The following is an 18508-nucleotide window of genomic DNA, read 5'->3' as shown; positions in this document are numbered from 1 at the left end:
AAGAGAGAAAAAATGGAAAACTCAGCCGTCCTGTTACGTCGCCTTAATCCATACTGCGCCCGCGCGCTGGAAGGCGCTGCGTCCCTGTGCCAGACCCGCGCCCACGCCGAAATCCTGCCTGAACACTGGCTGCTGAAACTGCTGGAGCAGGGTGAAGGCGATCTCACGGTGCTGGCGCGTCGCTACGAGTGGGATATGGACGGCATGTGGCAGGCGCTGCTGGGCTGGCTGGATCAGCTTCCGCGCTCGGTGCGCAGCCGCCCGACGCTCTCTGACTCTCTCAACGCGCTGCTGAAACAGGCCTGGATGGCCGCCTCTTTGCAGGGAGAAGAGCAGATCCGCAGCCAGCATCTGCTGATCGCCCTGACGGAAAGCCCGAAGCTGATCCGCTGCGACGGCCTGTGGCCGCTGCTGACCCTCGGCCAGAGCCAGCTTGAACGTCTGCGTCCGCTGCTGGACGCGCAGTCCGATGAACGTGCCGAAGTGCAGCAGGAAGAAGAGCTGGCGCAGACTCACGGCGGCGAAGTGGAGTTTGTCGGCCGTCCGGTGGGTGCAGAAGTGAAAGAGGGCGAACTCAGCCCGGCGCTGCAAAACGCGCTGGATAAATTCACCCTCGACGTCACCGCCAAAGCGAAAGAGGGCAAAATCGACCCGGTGTTTGGCCGCGATACGGAAATCCGTCAGATGGTGGACATCCTCTCCCGCCGTCGTAAAAACAACCCGATCCTGGTCGGCGAGCCGGGCGTCGGCAAAACCGCGCTGGTGGAAGGGCTGGCGCTGCGCATTGCCGAAGGCAATGTCCCGGAGTCGCTCAAACCTGTGATTCTGCGCACCCTCGATCTCGGCCTGCTGCAGGCGGGCGCGGGCGTGAAAGGTGAATTCGAACAGCGCCTGAAAAACGTCATTGATGCCGTGCAGCAGTCACCGGTGCCGATTTTGCTGTTCATCGACGAAGCCCACACCATCATCGGCGCGGGCAATCAGGCCGGTGGCGCGGATGCCGCCAACCTGCTGAAACCAGCATTAGCGCGCGGCGAACTGCGCACCATCGCCGCCACAACCTGGTCTGAGTACAAACAGTATTTCGAACGCGACGCCGCGCTGGAGCGCCGCTTCCAGATGGTGAAAGTGGACGAGCCAGACGATGACACCGCCTGCCTGATGCTCAGAGGCCTCAAATCCCGCTACGCCGAACACCACAACGTGCACATCCATGACGACGCGGTTCGCGCGGCGGTCACGCTCTCCCGCCGCTACCTGACGGGCCGCCAGCTGCCGGACAAAGCGGTCGACCTGCTCGACACCGCCTCCGCCCGCGTGCGCATGAGCCTCGACACCGTGCCCGAGCCGCTGACCCGCATCCGCGCGCAGCTCACGTCGCTGGCGATGGAGAAACAGGCGCTGCTGGAAGATCTGGCGGTGGGGCACACCACGCACGGCGAACGTCTGGCGGCGATTGAGACGGAAGAGGTGCGCCTGATTGTCGAGCTCGACGAACTGGAAACCCAGTACGGCAAGGAGCTGAAACTCACCGAACAACTGCTCGAAACCCGCCAGGACATCTCCCGCCAGAGTGAAACCCACGCCCTGCAACAGGAACTGAACGGGATGCAGCACACCAACCCGCTGCTGGCCGTGGATGTCGATGTGCGCACCGTCGCCACCGTCATCGCCGACTGGACCGGCGTGCCGCTCTCCTCGCTCATGAAAGACGAACAGACCGAACTCCTGAGTCTGGAAAATGAAATCGGCAAGCGCGTGGTCGGCCAGGACGTGGCGCTCACCGCCATCGCCCAGCGCCTGCGGGCGTCCAAAACCGGGCTGGCGTCTGAGAACGGTCCGCAGGGCGTGTTCCTGCTGGTCGGCCCGAGCGGCACCGGCAAAACCGAAACCGCGCTGACGCTGGCGGACGTGATGTACGGCGGGGAAAAATCCCTCATCACCATCAACCTTTCCGAGTACCAGGAGCCGCACACGGTTTCCCAGCTGAAAGGCTCCCCTCCGGGCTACGTCGGCTACGGCCAGGGTGGGATTCTGACCGAAGCGGTGCGCAAACGTCCGTACAGCGTGGTCCTGCTCGATGAAGTTGAAAAAGCCCACCGCGACGTGATGAACCTGTTCTACCAGGTCTTCGACCGCGGCTTTATGCGCGACGGCGAAGGGCGCGAGATCGACTTCCGTAATACCGTGATCCTGATGACCTCCAACCTCGGCAGTGACCACCTGATGCAGCTCCTGGACGAACAGCCGGACGCCACCGAAGCGGATCTGCACGAGCTGCTGCGTCCGATCCTGCGCGATCACTTCCAGCCTGCGCTGCTGGCCCGCTTCCAGACGGTGATCTATCGCCCGCTGGCAGAAACCGCAATGCGCACCATCGTCGAGATGAAACTCGGTCAGGTTAGTAAGCGCCTGCACCGTCATTACGGCCTGACCACGCACGTCGAATCTAGTTTGTACGATGCGCTGACCTCTGCTTGCCTGCTGCCGGATACCGGGGCGCGTAACGTCGATAGCCTGCTCAACCAGCAGATTTTGCCGGTGCTGAGCCAGCAGCTGCTAAGCCATATGGCGGCGAAGCAGAAACCGCAGTCGCTGACGATGGGGTGGAGTGAGGAAGAGGGGATTGAGCTGGGGTTCGACCAAGAGCTAAAGATGCAGTAACAATCAATTAATACTCAGTGTTCAATATAAAAATGGAATTAAAATATATGTTCAAAAAAATAGCGTTGTTAACTTTGGTGTCAGTTTTTTCTTATGAGGCCAATGCTGGGTTGTTTGATTCTAATGATTTTAAATGTGGCAGGGATGATGCTGTTAAAGCACTCTCAGAATACATCAGGAATGATGCATCCGGTCAGTTGCAAAATGATTTCATTACTAAATCCAGATTTAGCTACGACAAACCTGTTTCCACATATCAGGATAAATTGAATAATGTTGGGATATCTGTCACCAACGTGTCGACCGGAGGGGAAGGCAGTAGTGGCTTGACTTGTAGTGCCACCATTGCGATTAAAATTCCGCAAGAGACAATGGATGTCGTAAGCAATACACCTGGGTATTTATCTTATGTAACGCGGAGTTACGGTAAGATTAACAATGGGAGCGTTATCTGGAGCGGTGTTAGCTATAGTGCTAAGTTGGCTGATAACAAAAAAGACATCCTGTTCGACGAATTCAACAGGAATGAGATTTCCGATGCAATGTTTAACATCAGTGTGCTGGCGACAAATAAAGATCAAATTATTAATTCGCTCTCCCGGAACACACTCGAATCTGCCCAGAACGCATATGCAAATTCAGATCGTGAACTTAATGCGGTATGGAAAGATCTTCCTGATTCTGCAAGAAACGCAATGAAAAAAGAACAGGTCGCATGGGTGAATGACAAAGTAAATAAATGTGGAAAACTTTCTGATGGTAAGTCGGAAGCGATAGATGTAAAACAAAGAATTAGCATTTATCAGTGTCAAACAAAAATGACTAATGAGCGAATTACCTATCTGAGCGGAAACAATAATTAACCCCTTATTTTGTATTCGCTAATACACAAATCAATTTAAGTCGTAGAAAATGCGGGAGTGAGGATTTAAGGATGATTAATTCAGTGATCAGTACTGCAGGACAAAAGATCCAGCAATTGCTGGGCCAATCCCGTTATCGAATGGACGTGAATGACTGCCCGCATTTTCTTGACGTATTACATTTCCGTGCCGAAGAACAGCTTAGCCAGCCATGGCATTACACCGTCACAGTAACCTGCACCGCCGATGATATCGCCAGTGAGACGTTGCTGCTGAAACCTGCGTCATTTACGTTTCAGGTTCCCATGTTTGATGGTGCAACAGCCACACCTGTACGTACTGTTTTTGGTGTGGTCCAGTCTTTCCAGCGCCTGTCTACCTCGGCGGATGAAACGCATTACAGCCTGACGATGGTGCCGCGTATCGCCCTGATGAAGCACACCAGACGCAGCGAGATTTACCTCAATCAGTCCGTTCCGGAAGTGGTGGAGAAGATCCTGCGCGAGCATGAGCTGGAAGGGGCGGATTTTGAGTTTCGTCTGTCGCAGTCCTACCCGGCACGCGAGCTGATCACTCAGTGGCGCGAAACCGACCTCGAATTCGTGCAGCGCCTTCTTGCTGAAGTGGGCATCTTCTGGCGCTTCGAAATGAATGGCCGCCTTGAGCAGGATGTGGTGATTTTTCAGGACAGCCCGGAGCAGTATCAGTTTGGCGTGACGCTGCCGCTGATCCCGCCGTCACGCACCAGCGATAACGGCCAGCTCAGCGTCTGGGATATTAAAACTGGCTATCAGGTGGTGTCACAAAGCGTCGCCAACCGCGATTACAACTATCGCGAGGCGCTGACGCCGCAGGACAGTTCCGCGTCTGTCAGCACGACGGACGGCATCACCACCGGCGAGGTGTATCACTACGCAGAGCCATTCCTGAGCGAAGGGGATACCCAGACGCCGGAGAGCGGAGCCTACTACACCCGCCTGCGTCATGAACGTATTCTGAACGCGCAGCAGGCGGTCACCGGCAAAACAAGCAGCCCGGTGCTGGCTCCGGGTGAGGTGCTTGAACCGCAGGGCAGCCTGCCCGCCAACCTGAAAGACGGCATCGTCATTACCGGCGTGAAGAGCAGTGGCTCCCGCAAGCAAAGCTTTAAGATGACTTTTACCGGGATCCCCTACAGCGAAGCTGTTTGCTATCGCCCGCCGCTGCATCATCGCCCGGTGATTGCGGGTACGCTCCCGGCACGCGTTGAGAGTACTGAAAAGGGCGATACCTATGCCTGGCTGGACAATCAGGGCCGTTACCGCACGAAGCTGGATTTCGACCGCAACAGCAGCGAGCAGGGCTATGCCTATCTGTGGCTGCGTATGGCGAAGCCGTATGCCGGTGACAATTACGGCTTCCACGCGCCGCTGCTCGACGGCACCGAAGTCTCGGTGATGTTTGACGGGGGCGACCCGGACCGTCCGTATATCGCCCATGCCCAGCATGACTCAGAACATCCGGACCACGTCACTGACGATAACCACACGCGCAACGTCCTGCGCACCCCAGCGAATAACAAACTCCGTCTGGAGGATAAGCGTCAGGAAGAGCACATCAAACTTGCGACGGAGTTCGGCAAGACCCAGCTCAATATCGGCCATCTGGTGGATGCCCAGCGCGAACAGCGCGGTGCGGGTTTTGAACTGCGTACCGATGAGTTTGGGGCCGTGCGCGCTGCCCGTGGCGTATACCTGACAGCAGATGCTCAGGCCAAAGGCCAGGGCCAGGTGCTGGAGATGAACCCGGCGGTCAGCCAGATCACTCAGGCCAACAGCGAGATGCAGGCGCTGAACGGCGCAGCCGGACAGGCCAAAGCGCTGACCTGTGATATCCAGACGCAGAACAACCTGCTGCAAAGCCGCCTGAAGGATTTGCAGTCCGCCGTGGTTCTGGCTTCTGCCCCGCAGGGTATCGCGTTGACCTCCGGTGAGCACCTTCAACTGACCAGTGCTAAAAACACCATGGTCACCGCCGGGCAGCATGTGGATATCGGGGCGATGAAAAATGTCACGGTGAGTGCTGAGCAGTCTCTGGGGTTGTTTGCCCATAAAGCCGGGGCGAAGGTGATAGCGAACCTCGGGAATGTCGAAGTGCGCGCCCAGCACAGTACGCTGGAGATGAGTGCCGACCAGCAGTTCACGGTCACCAGCAGTAAAGATGAGGTTGTGATCAGTACGCCGAAAACGCTGACGTTGAATGGTGGTGGGTCATATCTGAAACTGAGCGAAAGCGGGATTGAGCACGGGACGAACGGGGATTTTATTACCAAAGCGGCACGCTATCAGGTGCCGATGGCGGCGGCGAAAATGAAGTGTGAGCCACCGGTTTACGACAAAACGAATCTTGACCTTCTGCCGCCTGCGACAGATGGCAACATTTCACGCTAAGGACGGCCAAAATGAAAACCAGTTTCCCGGCCTTTAAGGCAAACGGAGAACAGTACGCCACACTGGACGAGATGATGGGGATGGTGGGGCGTGAGCCGCATGGTTCCTGGCTTGCCGGAACGAACCGCATGTGGCACGGCGGGCTTCATATCTCACAGGTTTCTGCCCCGGGTTCGGTCATGACGGCAGAGACGGTTGATACCGTGGTTCCGCTGCAGTGTATGGCGGATGGTGAAGTGGTGGCCTGGCGTCTGGGTCAGGAATACAAGGAAAATAGCTATAACGGTCAGACGCTGCAGTACTCGACGACGTTTGTACTGGTGAAATCCACCTGTCTGCCGGATAAGGATAAGCCCCAGACCCAGCTTGATTTTTATTCACTGTATATGGGGCTTGCCCCGCTGTCAGCGTTCCAGAAATGCAGGTGCATGAAAGCGAAAACGAAGGTGAAAACCCGTAAGGCCGGGAATTATGAAAGCAGTCAGGGAGCGGGAGGTCCTGCGCCCGCACCGGCGAAAGAAGGTGACCTGGCAGCAGGCAGCCGGGTTCTCATCCTGAAAGAAACGACGTTCATGAATGGGGCTGATGAGCAGCCGTTCGGGCTGGCGCAGAAGCTTGACAGCAGCGGGAACGTGACGGGTAAAACCTTTTGGGTGACTCTGCTGCCGGAGTTTATGACAGAAGACGGTGAGCAGTACGCGCACCTGCCTGTCTGGATGCAGCAGGCGGTGACAGCCGGAACATTTGATACAGTCGGGAAACCGGCAGAAAAGCTTGAGATTAAGGCCGGAGACGCGATTGGATTCCTGGGGGATGACATTGTCCCGGCGGGCATGGGGCAGGTCAGCCGCAGCACCTATGCGCATATCGAAGTGCTCAGTACAGACAGCCGGATGCCGGCGTTTCTGGATAATCCGGGGGCGGTAACGTCCGGGCAGAAATATATTCGCGTCAAACCTGAAAGTCTGCTGTATACGAACTCTGGTGAGACCTTCACGCAGACGTCGGCGAAAGTCGGGGCTGATATTCACAGCATTCTCCCGACAGACAAATGCAGTCCGAAAGAGAGCGGCGGGAAAAAGTATTATCAGATTAGTGAGCAAAGCTGGCTGAGCCAGGACGAGGTTGAAGAGTTTAACCAGTATGACCTGAAAAAGCTGGGCTTTACTGCGCTGGTACAGGAGTCCACGCCGGATATGTCGATGTCCCTGATGGAAGAGTGGGTGTCAGGGGTATTTACAGCGAATTCAGAGCAGGTGGTGCCGGAGCGCGGCATACGTCAGCAGCAGGTGTCGGACTTTTACAGGGCCATGGTCGACAGGCTGGACAGCGACCAGAATGGTGAACTGTCCGGGATGGAGCTGTATAACGCCGTGCATCACCCGGAGATGGGTATTCGCGATATTGCCGCGCGTATGGTGGTGAAGCATGAGAGCGAGTGGTTTGGCGGGAGCAGTGCGCCGAAGTGGACGAAGTTTTTCGAGACTTACGACCCGGTAAGGGTGGGTTTTGCGAAGAAGTGGCTGGATGATGTGGAGTGGATGAGCCAGGTTGAACCGTTCACGTCGGGAAGTGCGGTGTGGCACATGCATCCGGTGGTGTTTTTATCAGCATTATCTGGTGGTGATCAGCTAATTACGTACGAGCAATTAAAATCGATGCTCCCAGCCGATCGCGAAAGTGAAGTCGGTATTTATCTGGAACCGCTTAATGAAACAATGAGATTGTTTGAAATCAATACGCCTTTACGTAAATCGCATTTTATGGCGCAGATTCTCCACGAAACGGGTTTTTTCAAGTATACAGAGGAGACTGCCTCGGGGAATGCATATGAAGGTCGAAGTGATCTTGGTAATACTCAAGTTGGAGATGGTCCATTATTTAAGGGCCGAGGGTTATTACAGATCACTGGTCGAGGTAATTACACAAAATGCCAAGTATATCTCAGAACAAAACTTAATGATGCAACGTTTGACATTACATCTTCAGCGTCTAATGCTAAGCAGTTATCATCAAATCCTAGGTATGCAGCATTAGCATCTGGATATTTTTGGAAGTATATAAAGCCCAAGTTAAACGCTACTGCTGACAAAGATGACATTTATTGGGTTTCAGTTTATGTCAATGGATGGGCGGTACAGACGCATCCGTATTATCCAGATAAAGCTAGAGAACCGAATCATATGGATGATCGAATTAATAAATTATCAATTGCCAAAAAAGCATTTGGAATGGAGTAGATTAAATGAATAAGTTACCGCTATCACTTTTGGTTTGTACATTGCCAATGTTCTGTAATGCCTCGGATGCAATGGGGGTGGGGTATTCTGTTTCTTCAATATATACAGGAATTATTGGCAAGAGCAATGTTACAATGAATCTTGTTAACTCCAAAGGTATAATCTCTGGTAGTTATATATATGATAAATATAAAAAGAAAATTTTGTTAAATGGCGTTGTTGATGCTGATTCAATTGAATTAAAAGAAAATACGAATAAAAGTACAGCTACGATAACCCTGGCCCGAACAGAAAAAGGTTATGTGGGTAAGTGGTGTGATAAAAAGTGTGTTCCAGTAAATATAGAGACAACAAACTCATTCAGAGATGGTGAGTTGAAAGATATTCAAATTGATGAATCCGATGTGGGTTCTTACAATATTAAAATGGAAATTGGAAGTAAACACGAGAATGTGGTTGTTTCTGATGCGATAGATCTACCGTCTTTAGTTTTTGTAGACATTAATGGAGATGGTTTTTACGATTTAATCGCCATAACTGATCATAGGCCAAATAATGGCAGTCAGAATGTTTATCTTTCTTCTAAGAATGGTTTCATTAAAAATGAAGCTTTATCAAAAGAAAATGGCACTCTTGTATATGATCCTTACAAAAAAGACATTGTTTTTAATTCAAAGGATGATTGTTGTGATAATTATAATAAAATAGTTTATAGCCTTGATAACGGTAAGGTTGTTAGGAATGGCAGTGCTTCCTTTGACTATACATCTAACAAAGGTAAAAACTCTAAAGGCGATGATATTTCCAAGGAGAAATTTGAGTCCTATTAAGTTCTTTGTTAGAACTTCTTGCTTGTAAGCGAAACAGAGATTCGTTTACATAATAAAGTTCCTCAATTTTAAAAGTACGAAGGCGTGGTGGGGGAATCCCCCTAAAAGTTAGTCAGCAAAAGCTTTACTAATTCATCGTAAATTTTTCTCTCGGGGTTCTTGTGTAATTCGATAATCGTAATGGAGATATCATGCAAGGAATCATTCGTATCGGCGATAAAACCACCCACGGCGGCGCAGTCCTGTCGGGCTCTGCAGCCATGATTTTTGGTGGCATTGGCGTCGCCCGCAAGGGCGATAAAGTCTCCTGCCCAATGCAGGGGCATGGCCCAACGGTTATTACAGAAGGTAACCCTGATTATCTGGATAACGGTATTCCGGTAGCTTTTCACGGGCATAAATGCGCATGCGGCTGCACGCTGATCAGTTCCTTGCCTGACGCACTGGTAGGCTGATCATGCCTGTTGTACTTGAAAAAATTCCGGATAAGAAAGCCAAACCACCACGCCCGGTAACCCGACGCTGGCTGATTTTTGGTTTAATCGTTCTGATCGTGGGGATGGGTCTGACATTTCTGTTTTGGCAAGGAGAACGATCCGGGCCTGGCTTTTGGCTCTTTGCTGTCGTGCTCCCGGTACTTACCTGGGGGGCGATGTTCTCAGCGCGACGGGCTGGTTACAAGTACCGGAGCGTAGGTCAGTATACTGCCAACAAAACCATCAAAGCCCGCAATGCCAATGAGCAGGGGCGTGGACAGCGGTTTGCCTGGTTTGTCGGTGAATTTCTGGTGAATGCCCTGGAGCAAAATAATGTCGCCACTCATAAAGCAGCAATTGAGAAAAAGCCCATCCTGCAGCCAGTGATACCGCGAGGTGCTGAGAAGCCAGTCAGGCATTCCCGTTTATCGGGTGGGGAAAAAGCCTCTGATCTGTTGGCAAGCTATGAAGATGATCTCTTAACGCATATCAATCATTTGCTTGAGGGAGTGCCTGCTTCGATGGTCTGTTTTGTGGCACTGGACATTGCGGACGACCTGCCCGATCTTTCGCTCAGCTTGTTACCCAAAATTACCCGTCCCATTGTGCGCATTCGCGATCTCTCCGGGCTGAGAATCCTCGATTACTGGCTCGATTATCATTATGCAAAACCGTCCGCGCTGTTAGTGATCAGCGCACAGCTGTATGACGTACCGCAGAACGATGCTGGTGAAGCCATTTCGGTTGTGCTGATGACCAACTGCCGCCTTAAAGGTACGCCGCCCAAATCAGCACGTATTCCTCGCCCGCAAATCAATCACACGGGCGATATGGGACACGCATTCAAACACGCGATGCTATGGGCTGGTCTCGACAAGGAAACCGTCCTTCGTGGCTGGATAACCGGTGGCGCACTGGCTTCCAGTGATGCGCTTAGCTCTGCCTGCGAAGTCTATGCGCCTGAACTGACCGCCCAGCGATATACAAATATCGATACCGTTGCTGGATTCGCCGGAGCCGCAGCCCCCTGGCAGGCACTAATCCTCGCTACCCGCCAGTGCCTCGCCGACGGCGAAGCGCAGATGGTGGTGACTGAATCATCGAAAGATATCCGACAGCTGTGTGCTGTCACTCCAGAATAATTATCAGGGATGTTACCGCTTGTTATGAAAAGACCGTCCGCGCTCGCCTCCATTCTTATCTTTGCGCTCTGTATCACAGGCATATTTGGCTTTTTTCTCTGGATCTATCCGGAAGAGACGGCCAGTGCGGTGCGCGTGGGTCCCTACAGTCCTCTGGGGGTCGTTGTCTTTTGTCTGATCTTAGTCGTCATCATTTTGATTCTGGGATGGTTCGCCCAGACGCTGATGATGACTGCCGGGGAGAAAGGGGGCAATCAGGATGCCGGGTCAGAAAGCAGCAGTGATTCTGCTCAGCCCGACGCGCCGCCTCATACCGATGAGGACACCACGCGTTTTACCTCTGAAGGGCTCATCGATCACCTCCGCCTGCGCTACACCCGCCGCTGGAAATCCAAAGTCCGCCTGCTGCTGGTTCAGGGCACCGACGCACACATTGAAAGAGTCGCACCAGGCCTGAAACGCGATCACTGGCAGGAGAACGACGGCATCGTCCTGATCCATGCCGGACCTGCCGAAGCCGCGCCCGAGCCAGAATTCGTTGAAATCCTTAATCAGGTTCGCCCGGAGCGCCCTGTGGATGGTATTGTCCAGGTCATGGACTGCGCACAGCTTCCGGATGCCGCGGCGCTGGACACGCTGGTCCGTAGCCGTCAGAAAGCGGACGCGCTGCTGGGCTGGCAGGCTCCCGTTTGGTTATGGTTCATCAATGACGAAAGGTGGGAAAAAGAGGGTGAGGGTGTTCCGGCAACGGGTGCATTGTTTGGCCCAGGCGCGATACCCGATGCTGCGATGGATTCCGTCTCGACATTATCCTCCCGTCTGCGCCGGGCAGGGACGGCAGCTTTGCTGGCTGACACCCGCCACAACTGGCTGCTGCGTGTTTCCGATCAGCTGCGCGGACGGCTCAAACAACAGTTGACGCCATTGCTGAACAGCCTGATGACAGGCCCGGCACCTTATCGCCTGCGCGGCATCATGTTCAGCCCCGCGCTGCCTGCAACGGGAACGCTGCCGCATGCACGTCTCAGCCCGCCAGCCTGGCAGGCACTGGAAGAAGATTGTCTGCAGGTTCATGCCCGCAAAATTGGCTTCCACTGGCAGCGCGCGCTGCGCCTTGTTGTGCTTGGTGTGATTTTGCTGTGGGGAGCCGGAACGCTGCTGTCGCTCATCGTCAACCGCGCCCAGATTTATCAGGCCCAGGAGACCGCCCGCGTGGCCGCCGACACGCGTCAGCCGCTGACCGAACGCCTGCGAAACCAGCTGGTGTTGCAGCAGGCCATCGCCCGACTGCAGGACCGGGAAGCGCATGGTGCGCCCTGGTACACCCGTTTCGGATTGAACCAGGACAGGGACACTCTTAATGCCCTCTGGCCGCTATATGCCCGAAATAATCAGGTGCTGATGCGCGATGCGCTGGCGGCACAGCTGCATCAGCAGCTCACCGCTTTTGTGCAACTCCCGCCGGGAAGCGATGCCCGAACGTCTGCCACCCAGCGAGCTTACGGTCTGCTCAAAGGCTATCTGATGCTCGCGCGTCCGGACAAAGCCGATGCGTCCTGGCTTTCGACCAACATGCTCAAAGCCTGGCCAAAGCGCGCCGGTGTTGCCGACAGCGCCTGGCAGACGCAGGCCCCGAAACTGCTGGGGTTCTATGCCCAGAACCTGCCCGCGCACCCGGAGTGGCGAATCAAACCGGATGTCGACCTGGTGAGCACCGTGCGCCAGATTTTGCTCAAGCAGATCGGGCAACGAAATGCGGAATCCGGCCTCTATCAGGAGATGCTGCAACGCATCGCCCGTAACTGGCCGGATCTGACGCTGGCGGACATGACCGGCGATACCGATGCCTCAACCCTGTTCAGCACCGAAGAAGTGGTGCCGGGCATGTTCACCCGTCAGGCGTGGGAAGAGCAGGTTGAAGACGCCATTGATGAGGTGGTGAAAACCCGTCGCGATGAAATCGACTGGGTGCTGACCGACAAAACCCATCAGGCGGGAAGCGACATCTCGCCTGAAGCGCTGAAACAGCGCCTGACTGAGCGCTACTTCACCGATTTTGGTAACGCCTGGCTGAATCTGGCGAACAGCATTCAGTGGCACGAAGCGGAATCCTTGTCCGAGGCGATTGCCCAGCTAAACCTGCTGGCGGATGTGCGTCAGTCACCGCTGGTGGCGCTGATGAATACCCTCGCCTGGCAAGGGCAGACCGGCGCCAAAGGCGAAGCGCTGGCGGATTCGCTGGTCGATTCCGCGAAGAAACTGGTCGGCAAGAAAAAGAATGCGCAGCAGTTTATCGAACAGGCGCAGGGGCCGAAAGGTCCGCTGGATGGCGTATTTGGCCCGCTGACCGGCGTGATGGCCGGGAAGGACGGCACCGGCAGCAACGGCAATCTGAGCTTCCAGTCGTGGCTGGCGCGCGTGACTCAGGTGCGCCTGAAGTTACAGCAGGTCACCAGCGCACCGGATCCGCAGGCGATGGCGCAGATGCTGGCCCAGACCGTGTTCCAGGGCAAAGCCATCGATCTGACGGACACCCGCGATTACGGCAGCCTGGTGGCGGCGAGTCTCGGTCAGGAGTGGAGCGGTTTTGGTCAGGCGCTGTTTGTCCAGCCGCTGGATCTCGCATGGCGTCAGGTACTGGCCCCGGCGGCAGGCAGCCTGAACGCCCGCTGGCAGAGCACGATAGTGTCCCAGTGGAATACCGCCTTTGCCGGACGCTACCCGTTCAAGGCGACAGGAAGTGATGCTTCACTTCCGCTACTGGCGCAGTTCCTTCGCGGCGATTCCGGGCGTATCGCCGCATTCCTGAAAACCAATCTCGGCGGCATCCTGCATCAGGAGGGGAGCCACTGGGTGGTCGATCCTGCGGCAAGCCAGGGCATGACCGTTAACCCGGCGTTCCTGAATGCCATCAACCAGCTGGCGGATATCTCCGACATTATCTTCGCTCAGGGTGATGCAGGCGTTCACTTCGAGTTAATGGCGCGTCCGTCACGCGATGTGGCGCGGATACAGTTAGCGGTTGATGGGCAAAATCTGGATTACTTCAACCAGATGGAAAGCTGGCAGAGCTTTACCTGGCCGGGAAACACCTACTATCCCGGTGTGGATCTGAGCTGGCGCAGCAATACGGCGGAGATGCGTCTCTACGAACATAACTCTGGCAACTGGGGCTTTATTCGTCTGCTGGATAAGGCGCTGATCACTCCGCTCGACAGCAGCCGCACTCAACTGGTGTGGATCACGCCGGACGGCAATCCGCTGAAATTTATCCTGCGCAGCGAGCTGGGCGATGGGCCACTGTCTCTGCTGAAATTGCAGGGCTTCAGTCTGCCAGAATCGATCTTTTCAATAGAGCCGGGTGCGGTGAACAACGCGCTGGCCGCCACGGAGGCTGAATAAATGGCGAAGGCAAATGCGCTGCTCACCCTGTGTATGCCGGACTCAGAGGGCCAGAATACGCTGCTCGAACGCATGCAAAACGGCCTGACAAACTGGGACAACTGGTTACAGCCGCTGCCGCAGGGTAAGGGGGCGGGAGACGATCCCGCCTATGACGACGATTTCCAGCAGATGCGCGAGGAGATCAACAAACTCTCCGGCACGGATACCGAAACGATCTGCCGTCTGGCGGAGAAAATGCTCACGCAGACGGCCCGCGATGTCCGCGTGGTGACCTGGTATATCTTCGCCCGACTGCAACGTGACGGTGAGCAGGGATTATATGAAGGGGTGCAGCTGCTGGTCGCGATGCTCAGTCGTTACGGCGAGCACTGTCACCCGCTTCGCGCCAATGCGCGTAAGTCGGCGCTGGAATGGCTGAACAGCACCAGAATGCAGGACACGCTCTCCCGCTGGCCGGAGGCCACCCGCGAACAAACGGCGCAAACCGCCGCCGCCCTCAGCCTGCTCGATGCACAGCTGGAAAGCTGGTCGGAGAACGAACGCCCAACGCTTGAAGGTTTATCCCGGGCGCTGGAAACGCGACTGGCAGGCTCCGGCGGACTGGACGGATTATCGCCTCAGAACGGCAGCTCATCTGAAAGTGCGCCGGTCTCAACGGTCAGAACGTCCGCTGCGGATATCACGGTGAAATCCGAAGGCGAGTTTTTGAGCCAGACAAAAGTATTGGCCCGCTGGCTGGCCGATCAACCGGAAGGCTGGCTGGCGTCACACCGCCTGATGAAGGCGGTTCGCTGGGATACGGTCGGGCAGATACCTGCCCTGGATGCCAGCGGTCGCACGCGTCTTTCGCCGCCAAAACCGGACTACCGCGCGCAGCTCAAGCGCCTGTATCTGCAGCAGAACTGGACAGAGCTGGTGGAGCAGGCCAGCGATATGTTCTGCGAAGGGGCCAACCGTTACTGGCTCGATCTGCAATGGTATCTGTGGCAGGGCCTGAGCCGCGCCGGACAGCCGTGGGAATCCTGGGCTGATTACATCATCAGTGACCTGAAGCTGCTGCTGGCCCGTTTACACGGTCTGGAACAGCTCTCCTGGAGCGACGGCACGCCGTTCGCCGATGAAGTGACGCTCAACTGGATTACCGAAAAAGTGAATGACGATATGTCCGGCTTCGGTGATGAAGCTGCAACCGTCTCGGGCCCGTCGGATGACATCCTCGCGCTGGAAGCGGAAGCCATGGCAAAAGGCGACAGCGATGGTCCGGAGGTCGCGCTCGGCTGGCTGCAAACCCGGCCAGGTATGGAATCTCCCCGCAGCCGCTGGCTGCAGCGCTTGCTGATGGCACGCGTCGCCGAACAGTTTGGCCGCAATGAAATGGCGCTCCATCTGCTCGGCGAACTCATCAGCAGTGCCCCCCAGCTAACGCTCAACGACTGGGAGCCCGCGCTGTTATTTGAAGTGCAGGCCCGACGGCTGAAATTGTTGCGTCTGAAAGCCGGGCGCAGCGAAACCGATAAAGCACGTCTGATGCCCGAAATGGACGCGCTGCTGGCTGGCCTGATCGCCATCGATCCTGCCCGGGCGATGGTGCTGTGCGGCTAATGACTTATTTGATGAACATGACATTCAGGAATCCCGTGCATGGATGATTTAACTCTGCGTTACTTTGAGGCAGAAATGCGCTACCTGCGCGAAGCGGGTAAGGAATTCGCCCGCGCTCACCCCGACCGGGCGGCCATGCTCAATCTGGATAAAACCGGCGCCCGCGATCCGTACGTCGAGCGCCTGTTCGAAGGATTTGCCTTCCTGATGGGACGTCTGCGTGAAAAGCTCGACGATGACCTCCCGGAGCTGACCGAAGGGCTGGTGAGTCTGCTCTGGCCGCACTATATGCGCTCCATCCCGTCGCTGGCGGTGGTCGCGTTATCGCCAGAGTGGCAGCAGCTTAAGCAGGCTGAAACGCTGCCGGAAGGTTTCTCGGTGTTGTCCCGACCGGTCGGACCGGATAAAACCGTCTGCCAGTACCGCACGACCCGTGATATCACGCTGCAGCCAATACATCTGGCGGATGCCCGTTTGCAGACCGAACCGGACGGTCGCGCCGCGATCCGCCTGCGTTTTGAGTGCAGCAGCAAAGTGGACTGGTCAAAAAGCGGCATCGATAAAGTGGCGATTTATCTCGATGCGGAAAGCCCGGTGGCCTCGGCCCTGCATCTGGCGCTAACCCGTCGGGTGCATGCCATCTACGCCCGCCATGCAGCGACCCGCACTGAACGCATGCGTTTTGACGGCTGGTGCAAACCGATGGGCTTTGATGACCACGAACGTCTGTGGCCGAAAGGTGATTCGGCTTTTAGCGGCTATCAGCTGCTGCTGGAATATTTCAGCTTCCGGCAGAAGTTTATGTTTGTCGAGTTGCACGGTCTGGAACTGACCGGGCTTAATCAGGATACGACCTGGTTTGAAACCGACATTGTGCTCGACGGCGGCTGGCCGTCGGACATGCCGTTCGAAACCGAAAACTTCCGTCTGCACTGCGCGCCGGTGATTAACCTCTTCACCCTGGAAGCCGATCCACTAACCATCGATCCACTGGAAAACGAATACCTGCTGCGGCCCATGCGTGTTCAGGACGGCCACACGGAAATCTACTCCGTCGACAACATTCACGGCGCGGTGAAAAACGGCAAGCATCAGTACGTGCCGTTCACCAGCTTCCGCCATCGCGGCGGCATGATGCGCCACGACGCCCCAGAGCGCTATTTCCACACCCGCGTGAAGCGCGGTCCGTCAGGTTTGTACGACACCTGGCTGATCCTGGGCGGCCGTTCCTTTGAAATGGAGCAACTGTCTGATAAGCCAGAATCCCTGTCGATGCGCATCACCGGGACCAACGGACAGCTCCCCCGCAAGGCGCTGGAAAGTACGCTTCTCGACCGGGTAGTGAAAGCGGGAAAAGTCCCGGTGAGAGTGCTTAATCTGAACGCACCGACCTTGCCGCTGTATCCCCCGGCCAACGACCGCTTCCACTGGCGAGTCATGAGCCATCTGGGTTCGAGCTTCTTAAGCATGATGGACAATCCGGAAGTGCTGCGCGGTACGCTGGCCCTGTACGACTGGACTGACGATGAGATGAACCGCCGTCGTCTGGAAGCGATTGTCGCCGTGAAGCACACGCTGATTCGTCGGTTCGAGCGCGGCTATATGCTGCGCGGCGTGGAGATTGAGGTCACGCTAAATGCCGATAATTTTGCCGGCGAGGGCGACGTCAATCTGTTCGGCGAAATGCTGCACCGCTTCTTTGCGCTCTATGCCGATGTCCATCTTTTCAATCAACTCACGCTGGTTCTGCAACCGACAGGGAAACGACTGCAATGGAAAGAGAGTCACAGCCAGCACGTGCCGGGCTGACAGAGCGGCTTGGCAAGGATATCTGGCGGGTTAACTTCTACCGTTTCTGCCAGTTGCTCGAACAGGAAAATCCAAAAACGCCTCTGCTCGGGACATCTGACAAACCGTCCACCGATCCGGTGCGTTTTCGTCCCTGGCCGGGCATGGGTTTCCCGGCCAGCGAATTGCGTACGGTTGAAACAGATGACGATAATCCGCATCTGCCGCCAACGGTGCGTACGACATTCCTGGGGATGTATGGCGTCGACTCTCCCTTACCGACGGCCTACCTGGACGATATCGCCCAGCGCAGGGAAGGGTACGAAGCGACCACCTCATTTCTGGATATTTTCAGCCACCGCATCACCACCCAGTACTATCGTATCTGGCGTAAGTATGCCTACCCCGCGACGTTTGAATCCGGCGGAACGGACGATACGTCGCAGTGCTTACTGGGGCTGGTGGGGTTGGGAATCCCGGGTACGGCGGAAAACATCGCCACCCCGGTTTCTCGTTTCCTGGCGCTTCTCGGGGCGATGCGTCTGCCGACCCGAAATGCGGAAGGTATTCGCCAGTTAGTCGCCCTGCTGGCACCGGAAACGACGGCTACCCTTATCAGCCCCGACCCCATCAAAGTGCAGGTGTCCCAGCGCAGCGGGCTGGGGAAAACCAACCGCGTCGCATTATCTCAGCGCGCCACGCTGGGGAAAACCGGCAAGGAAGCCTGTAGCCGGATCGCGCTGTGGCTGGCGACCAGCAATCCCGATGAAGCCGAAGGCTGGCTGCCGGGAGGCCAACTCCACACGGATTTGATGGTGCTGCTGCGCGTCTACATGGGCTACCGATCAGATGTGCGGCTGCGTCTGACGGTGCCCGTGAGCGTGCTCCCTGAGCCGCGACTCGGCCAGAAACGACGCATCCAGCTTGGTCGGACCGGGATTCTCGGCCTGAAAGCGGGAAAACTGAATGTTAACCGCAGCCATCTGACCGTCAGCCTCGGCTGCTATGAAGGCCTCCATTGCCACCCGCTGCCATCCGCCCAGGATGGTAGTTACCGCTTCGACTAATA

Annotated in this window: 11 protein-coding genes; all 11 read left to right on the top strand. The window is 55.9% G+C overall.

All coding sequences use genetic code 11. The features are described 5' to 3' along the window. Nucleotides 1-12: 12 nt before the first annotated feature. Nucleotides 13-2664 carry a type VI secretion system ATPase TssH gene (tssH, locus tag AC3WS9_RS17345; protein WP_492489562.1) on the top strand — a complete coding sequence of 884 codons (2652 nt, stop codon included), beginning with the start codon at nt 13-15 and terminating at the stop codon, nt 2662-2664. 47 nt (nt 2665-2711) lie between these two features. Beyond that, nucleotides 2712-3527 carry a lysozyme inhibitor LprI family protein gene (locus tag AC3WS9_RS17340; RefSeq protein WP_492489560.1) on the top strand — a complete coding sequence of 272 codons (816 nt, stop codon included), beginning with the start codon at nt 2712-2714 and terminating at the stop codon, nt 3525-3527. A gap of 71 nt (nt 3528-3598) precedes the next feature. After that, complete coding sequence (locus AC3WS9_RS17335) at nt 3599-5956, top strand: type VI secretion system Vgr family protein (protein ID WP_492489558.1); 2358 nt, start codon at nt 3599-3601, stop codon at nt 5954-5956. An 11-nt stretch (nt 5957-5967) separates the two neighbouring features. Next, nucleotides 5968-8196 (top strand): glycoside hydrolase family 19 protein, encoded by a 2229-nt coding sequence (locus tag AC3WS9_RS17330; protein WP_492489556.1) that lies wholly within the window; start codon nt 5968-5970, stop codon nt 8194-8196. Nucleotides 8197-8201: 5 nt separating this feature from the next. Then, entirely contained in the window at nt 8202-9026 is an 825-nt protein-coding gene (locus tag AC3WS9_RS17325; protein ID WP_492489554.1) for an FG-GAP repeat protein, read from the top strand. A gap of 191 nt (nt 9027-9217) precedes the next feature. After that, nucleotides 9218-9481: a PAAR domain-containing protein gene (locus AC3WS9_RS17320; protein ID WP_492489552.1), complete on the top strand. Its 264-nt coding sequence runs from the start codon at nt 9218-9220 to the stop codon at nt 9479-9481. A gap of 2 nt (nt 9482-9483) precedes the next feature. After that, on the top strand, nt 9484-10644 hold the full coding sequence (locus AC3WS9_RS17315) for a hypothetical protein (RefSeq protein WP_492489550.1): 1161 nt from the start codon (nt 9484-9486) through the stop codon (nt 10642-10644). Nucleotides 10645-10668: 24 nt separating this feature from the next. Further along, a complete protein-coding gene (locus tag AC3WS9_RS17310) occupies nt 10669-14046 on the top strand; it encodes an ImcF-related family protein (protein WP_492489548.1) in 3378 nt (1125 codons plus the stop codon). After that, nucleotides 14047-15651 carry a type VI secretion system protein TssA gene (gene tssA / locus AC3WS9_RS17305; protein WP_492489546.1) on the top strand — a complete coding sequence of 535 codons (1605 nt, stop codon included), beginning with the start codon at nt 14047-14049 and terminating at the stop codon, nt 15649-15651. Between the two features lie 39 nt (nt 15652-15690). Next, nucleotides 15691-17460: a type VI secretion system baseplate subunit TssF gene (tssF, locus tag AC3WS9_RS17300; RefSeq protein ID WP_492489544.1), complete on the top strand. Its 1770-nt coding sequence runs from the start codon at nt 15691-15693 to the stop codon at nt 17458-17460. Then, complete coding sequence (gene tssG, locus AC3WS9_RS17295; RefSeq protein ID WP_492489542.1) at nt 17424-18506, top strand: type VI secretion system baseplate subunit TssG; 1083 nt, start codon at nt 17424-17426, stop codon at nt 18504-18506. The genes tssF and tssG overlap by 37 nt, the downstream gene beginning before the upstream one ends. The last annotated feature ends 2 nt before the right edge of the window (nt 18507-18508 follow it).

The organism is Lelliottia sp. EB106-05-01-XG201 (genome assembly GCF_058791735.1).
The sequence above is the reverse complement of the archived record's forward strand: the minus strand, read 5'-3'. Positions and strand labels throughout refer to the sequence as shown.

Excerpts from the sequence above, each read along its gene's own strand:
- tssH (WP_492489562.1), top strand. The coding sequence starts at position 13 with ATGGAAAACTCAGCCGTCCTGTTACGTCGCCTTAATCCATACTGCGCC.
- AC3WS9_RS17340 (WP_492489560.1), top strand. The coding sequence starts at position 2,712 with ATGTTCAAAAAAATAGCGTTGTTAACTTTGGTGTCAGTTTTTTCTTAT.
- AC3WS9_RS17335 (WP_492489558.1), top strand. The coding sequence starts at position 3,599 with ATGATTAATTCAGTGATCAGTACTGCAGGACAAAAGATCCAGCAATTG.
- AC3WS9_RS17330 (WP_492489556.1), top strand. The coding sequence starts at position 5,968 with ATGAAAACCAGTTTCCCGGCCTTTAAGGCAAACGGAGAACAGTACGCC.
- AC3WS9_RS17325 (WP_492489554.1), top strand. The coding sequence starts at position 8,202 with ATGAATAAGTTACCGCTATCACTTTTGGTTTGTACATTGCCAATGTTC.
- AC3WS9_RS17320 (WP_492489552.1), top strand. The coding sequence starts at position 9,218 with ATGCAAGGAATCATTCGTATCGGCGATAAAACCACCCACGGCGGCGCA.
- AC3WS9_RS17315 (WP_492489550.1), top strand. The coding sequence starts at position 9,484 with ATGCCTGTTGTACTTGAAAAAATTCCGGATAAGAAAGCCAAACCACCA.
- AC3WS9_RS17310 (WP_492489548.1), top strand. The coding sequence starts at position 10,669 with ATGAAAAGACCGTCCGCGCTCGCCTCCATTCTTATCTTTGCGCTCTGT.
- tssA (WP_492489546.1), top strand. The coding sequence starts at position 14,047 with ATGGCGAAGGCAAATGCGCTGCTCACCCTGTGTATGCCGGACTCAGAG.
- tssF (WP_492489544.1), top strand. The coding sequence starts at position 15,691 with ATGGATGATTTAACTCTGCGTTACTTTGAGGCAGAAATGCGCTACCTG.
- tssG (WP_492489542.1), top strand. The coding sequence starts at position 17,424 with ATGGAAAGAGAGTCACAGCCAGCACGTGCCGGGCTGACAGAGCGGCTT.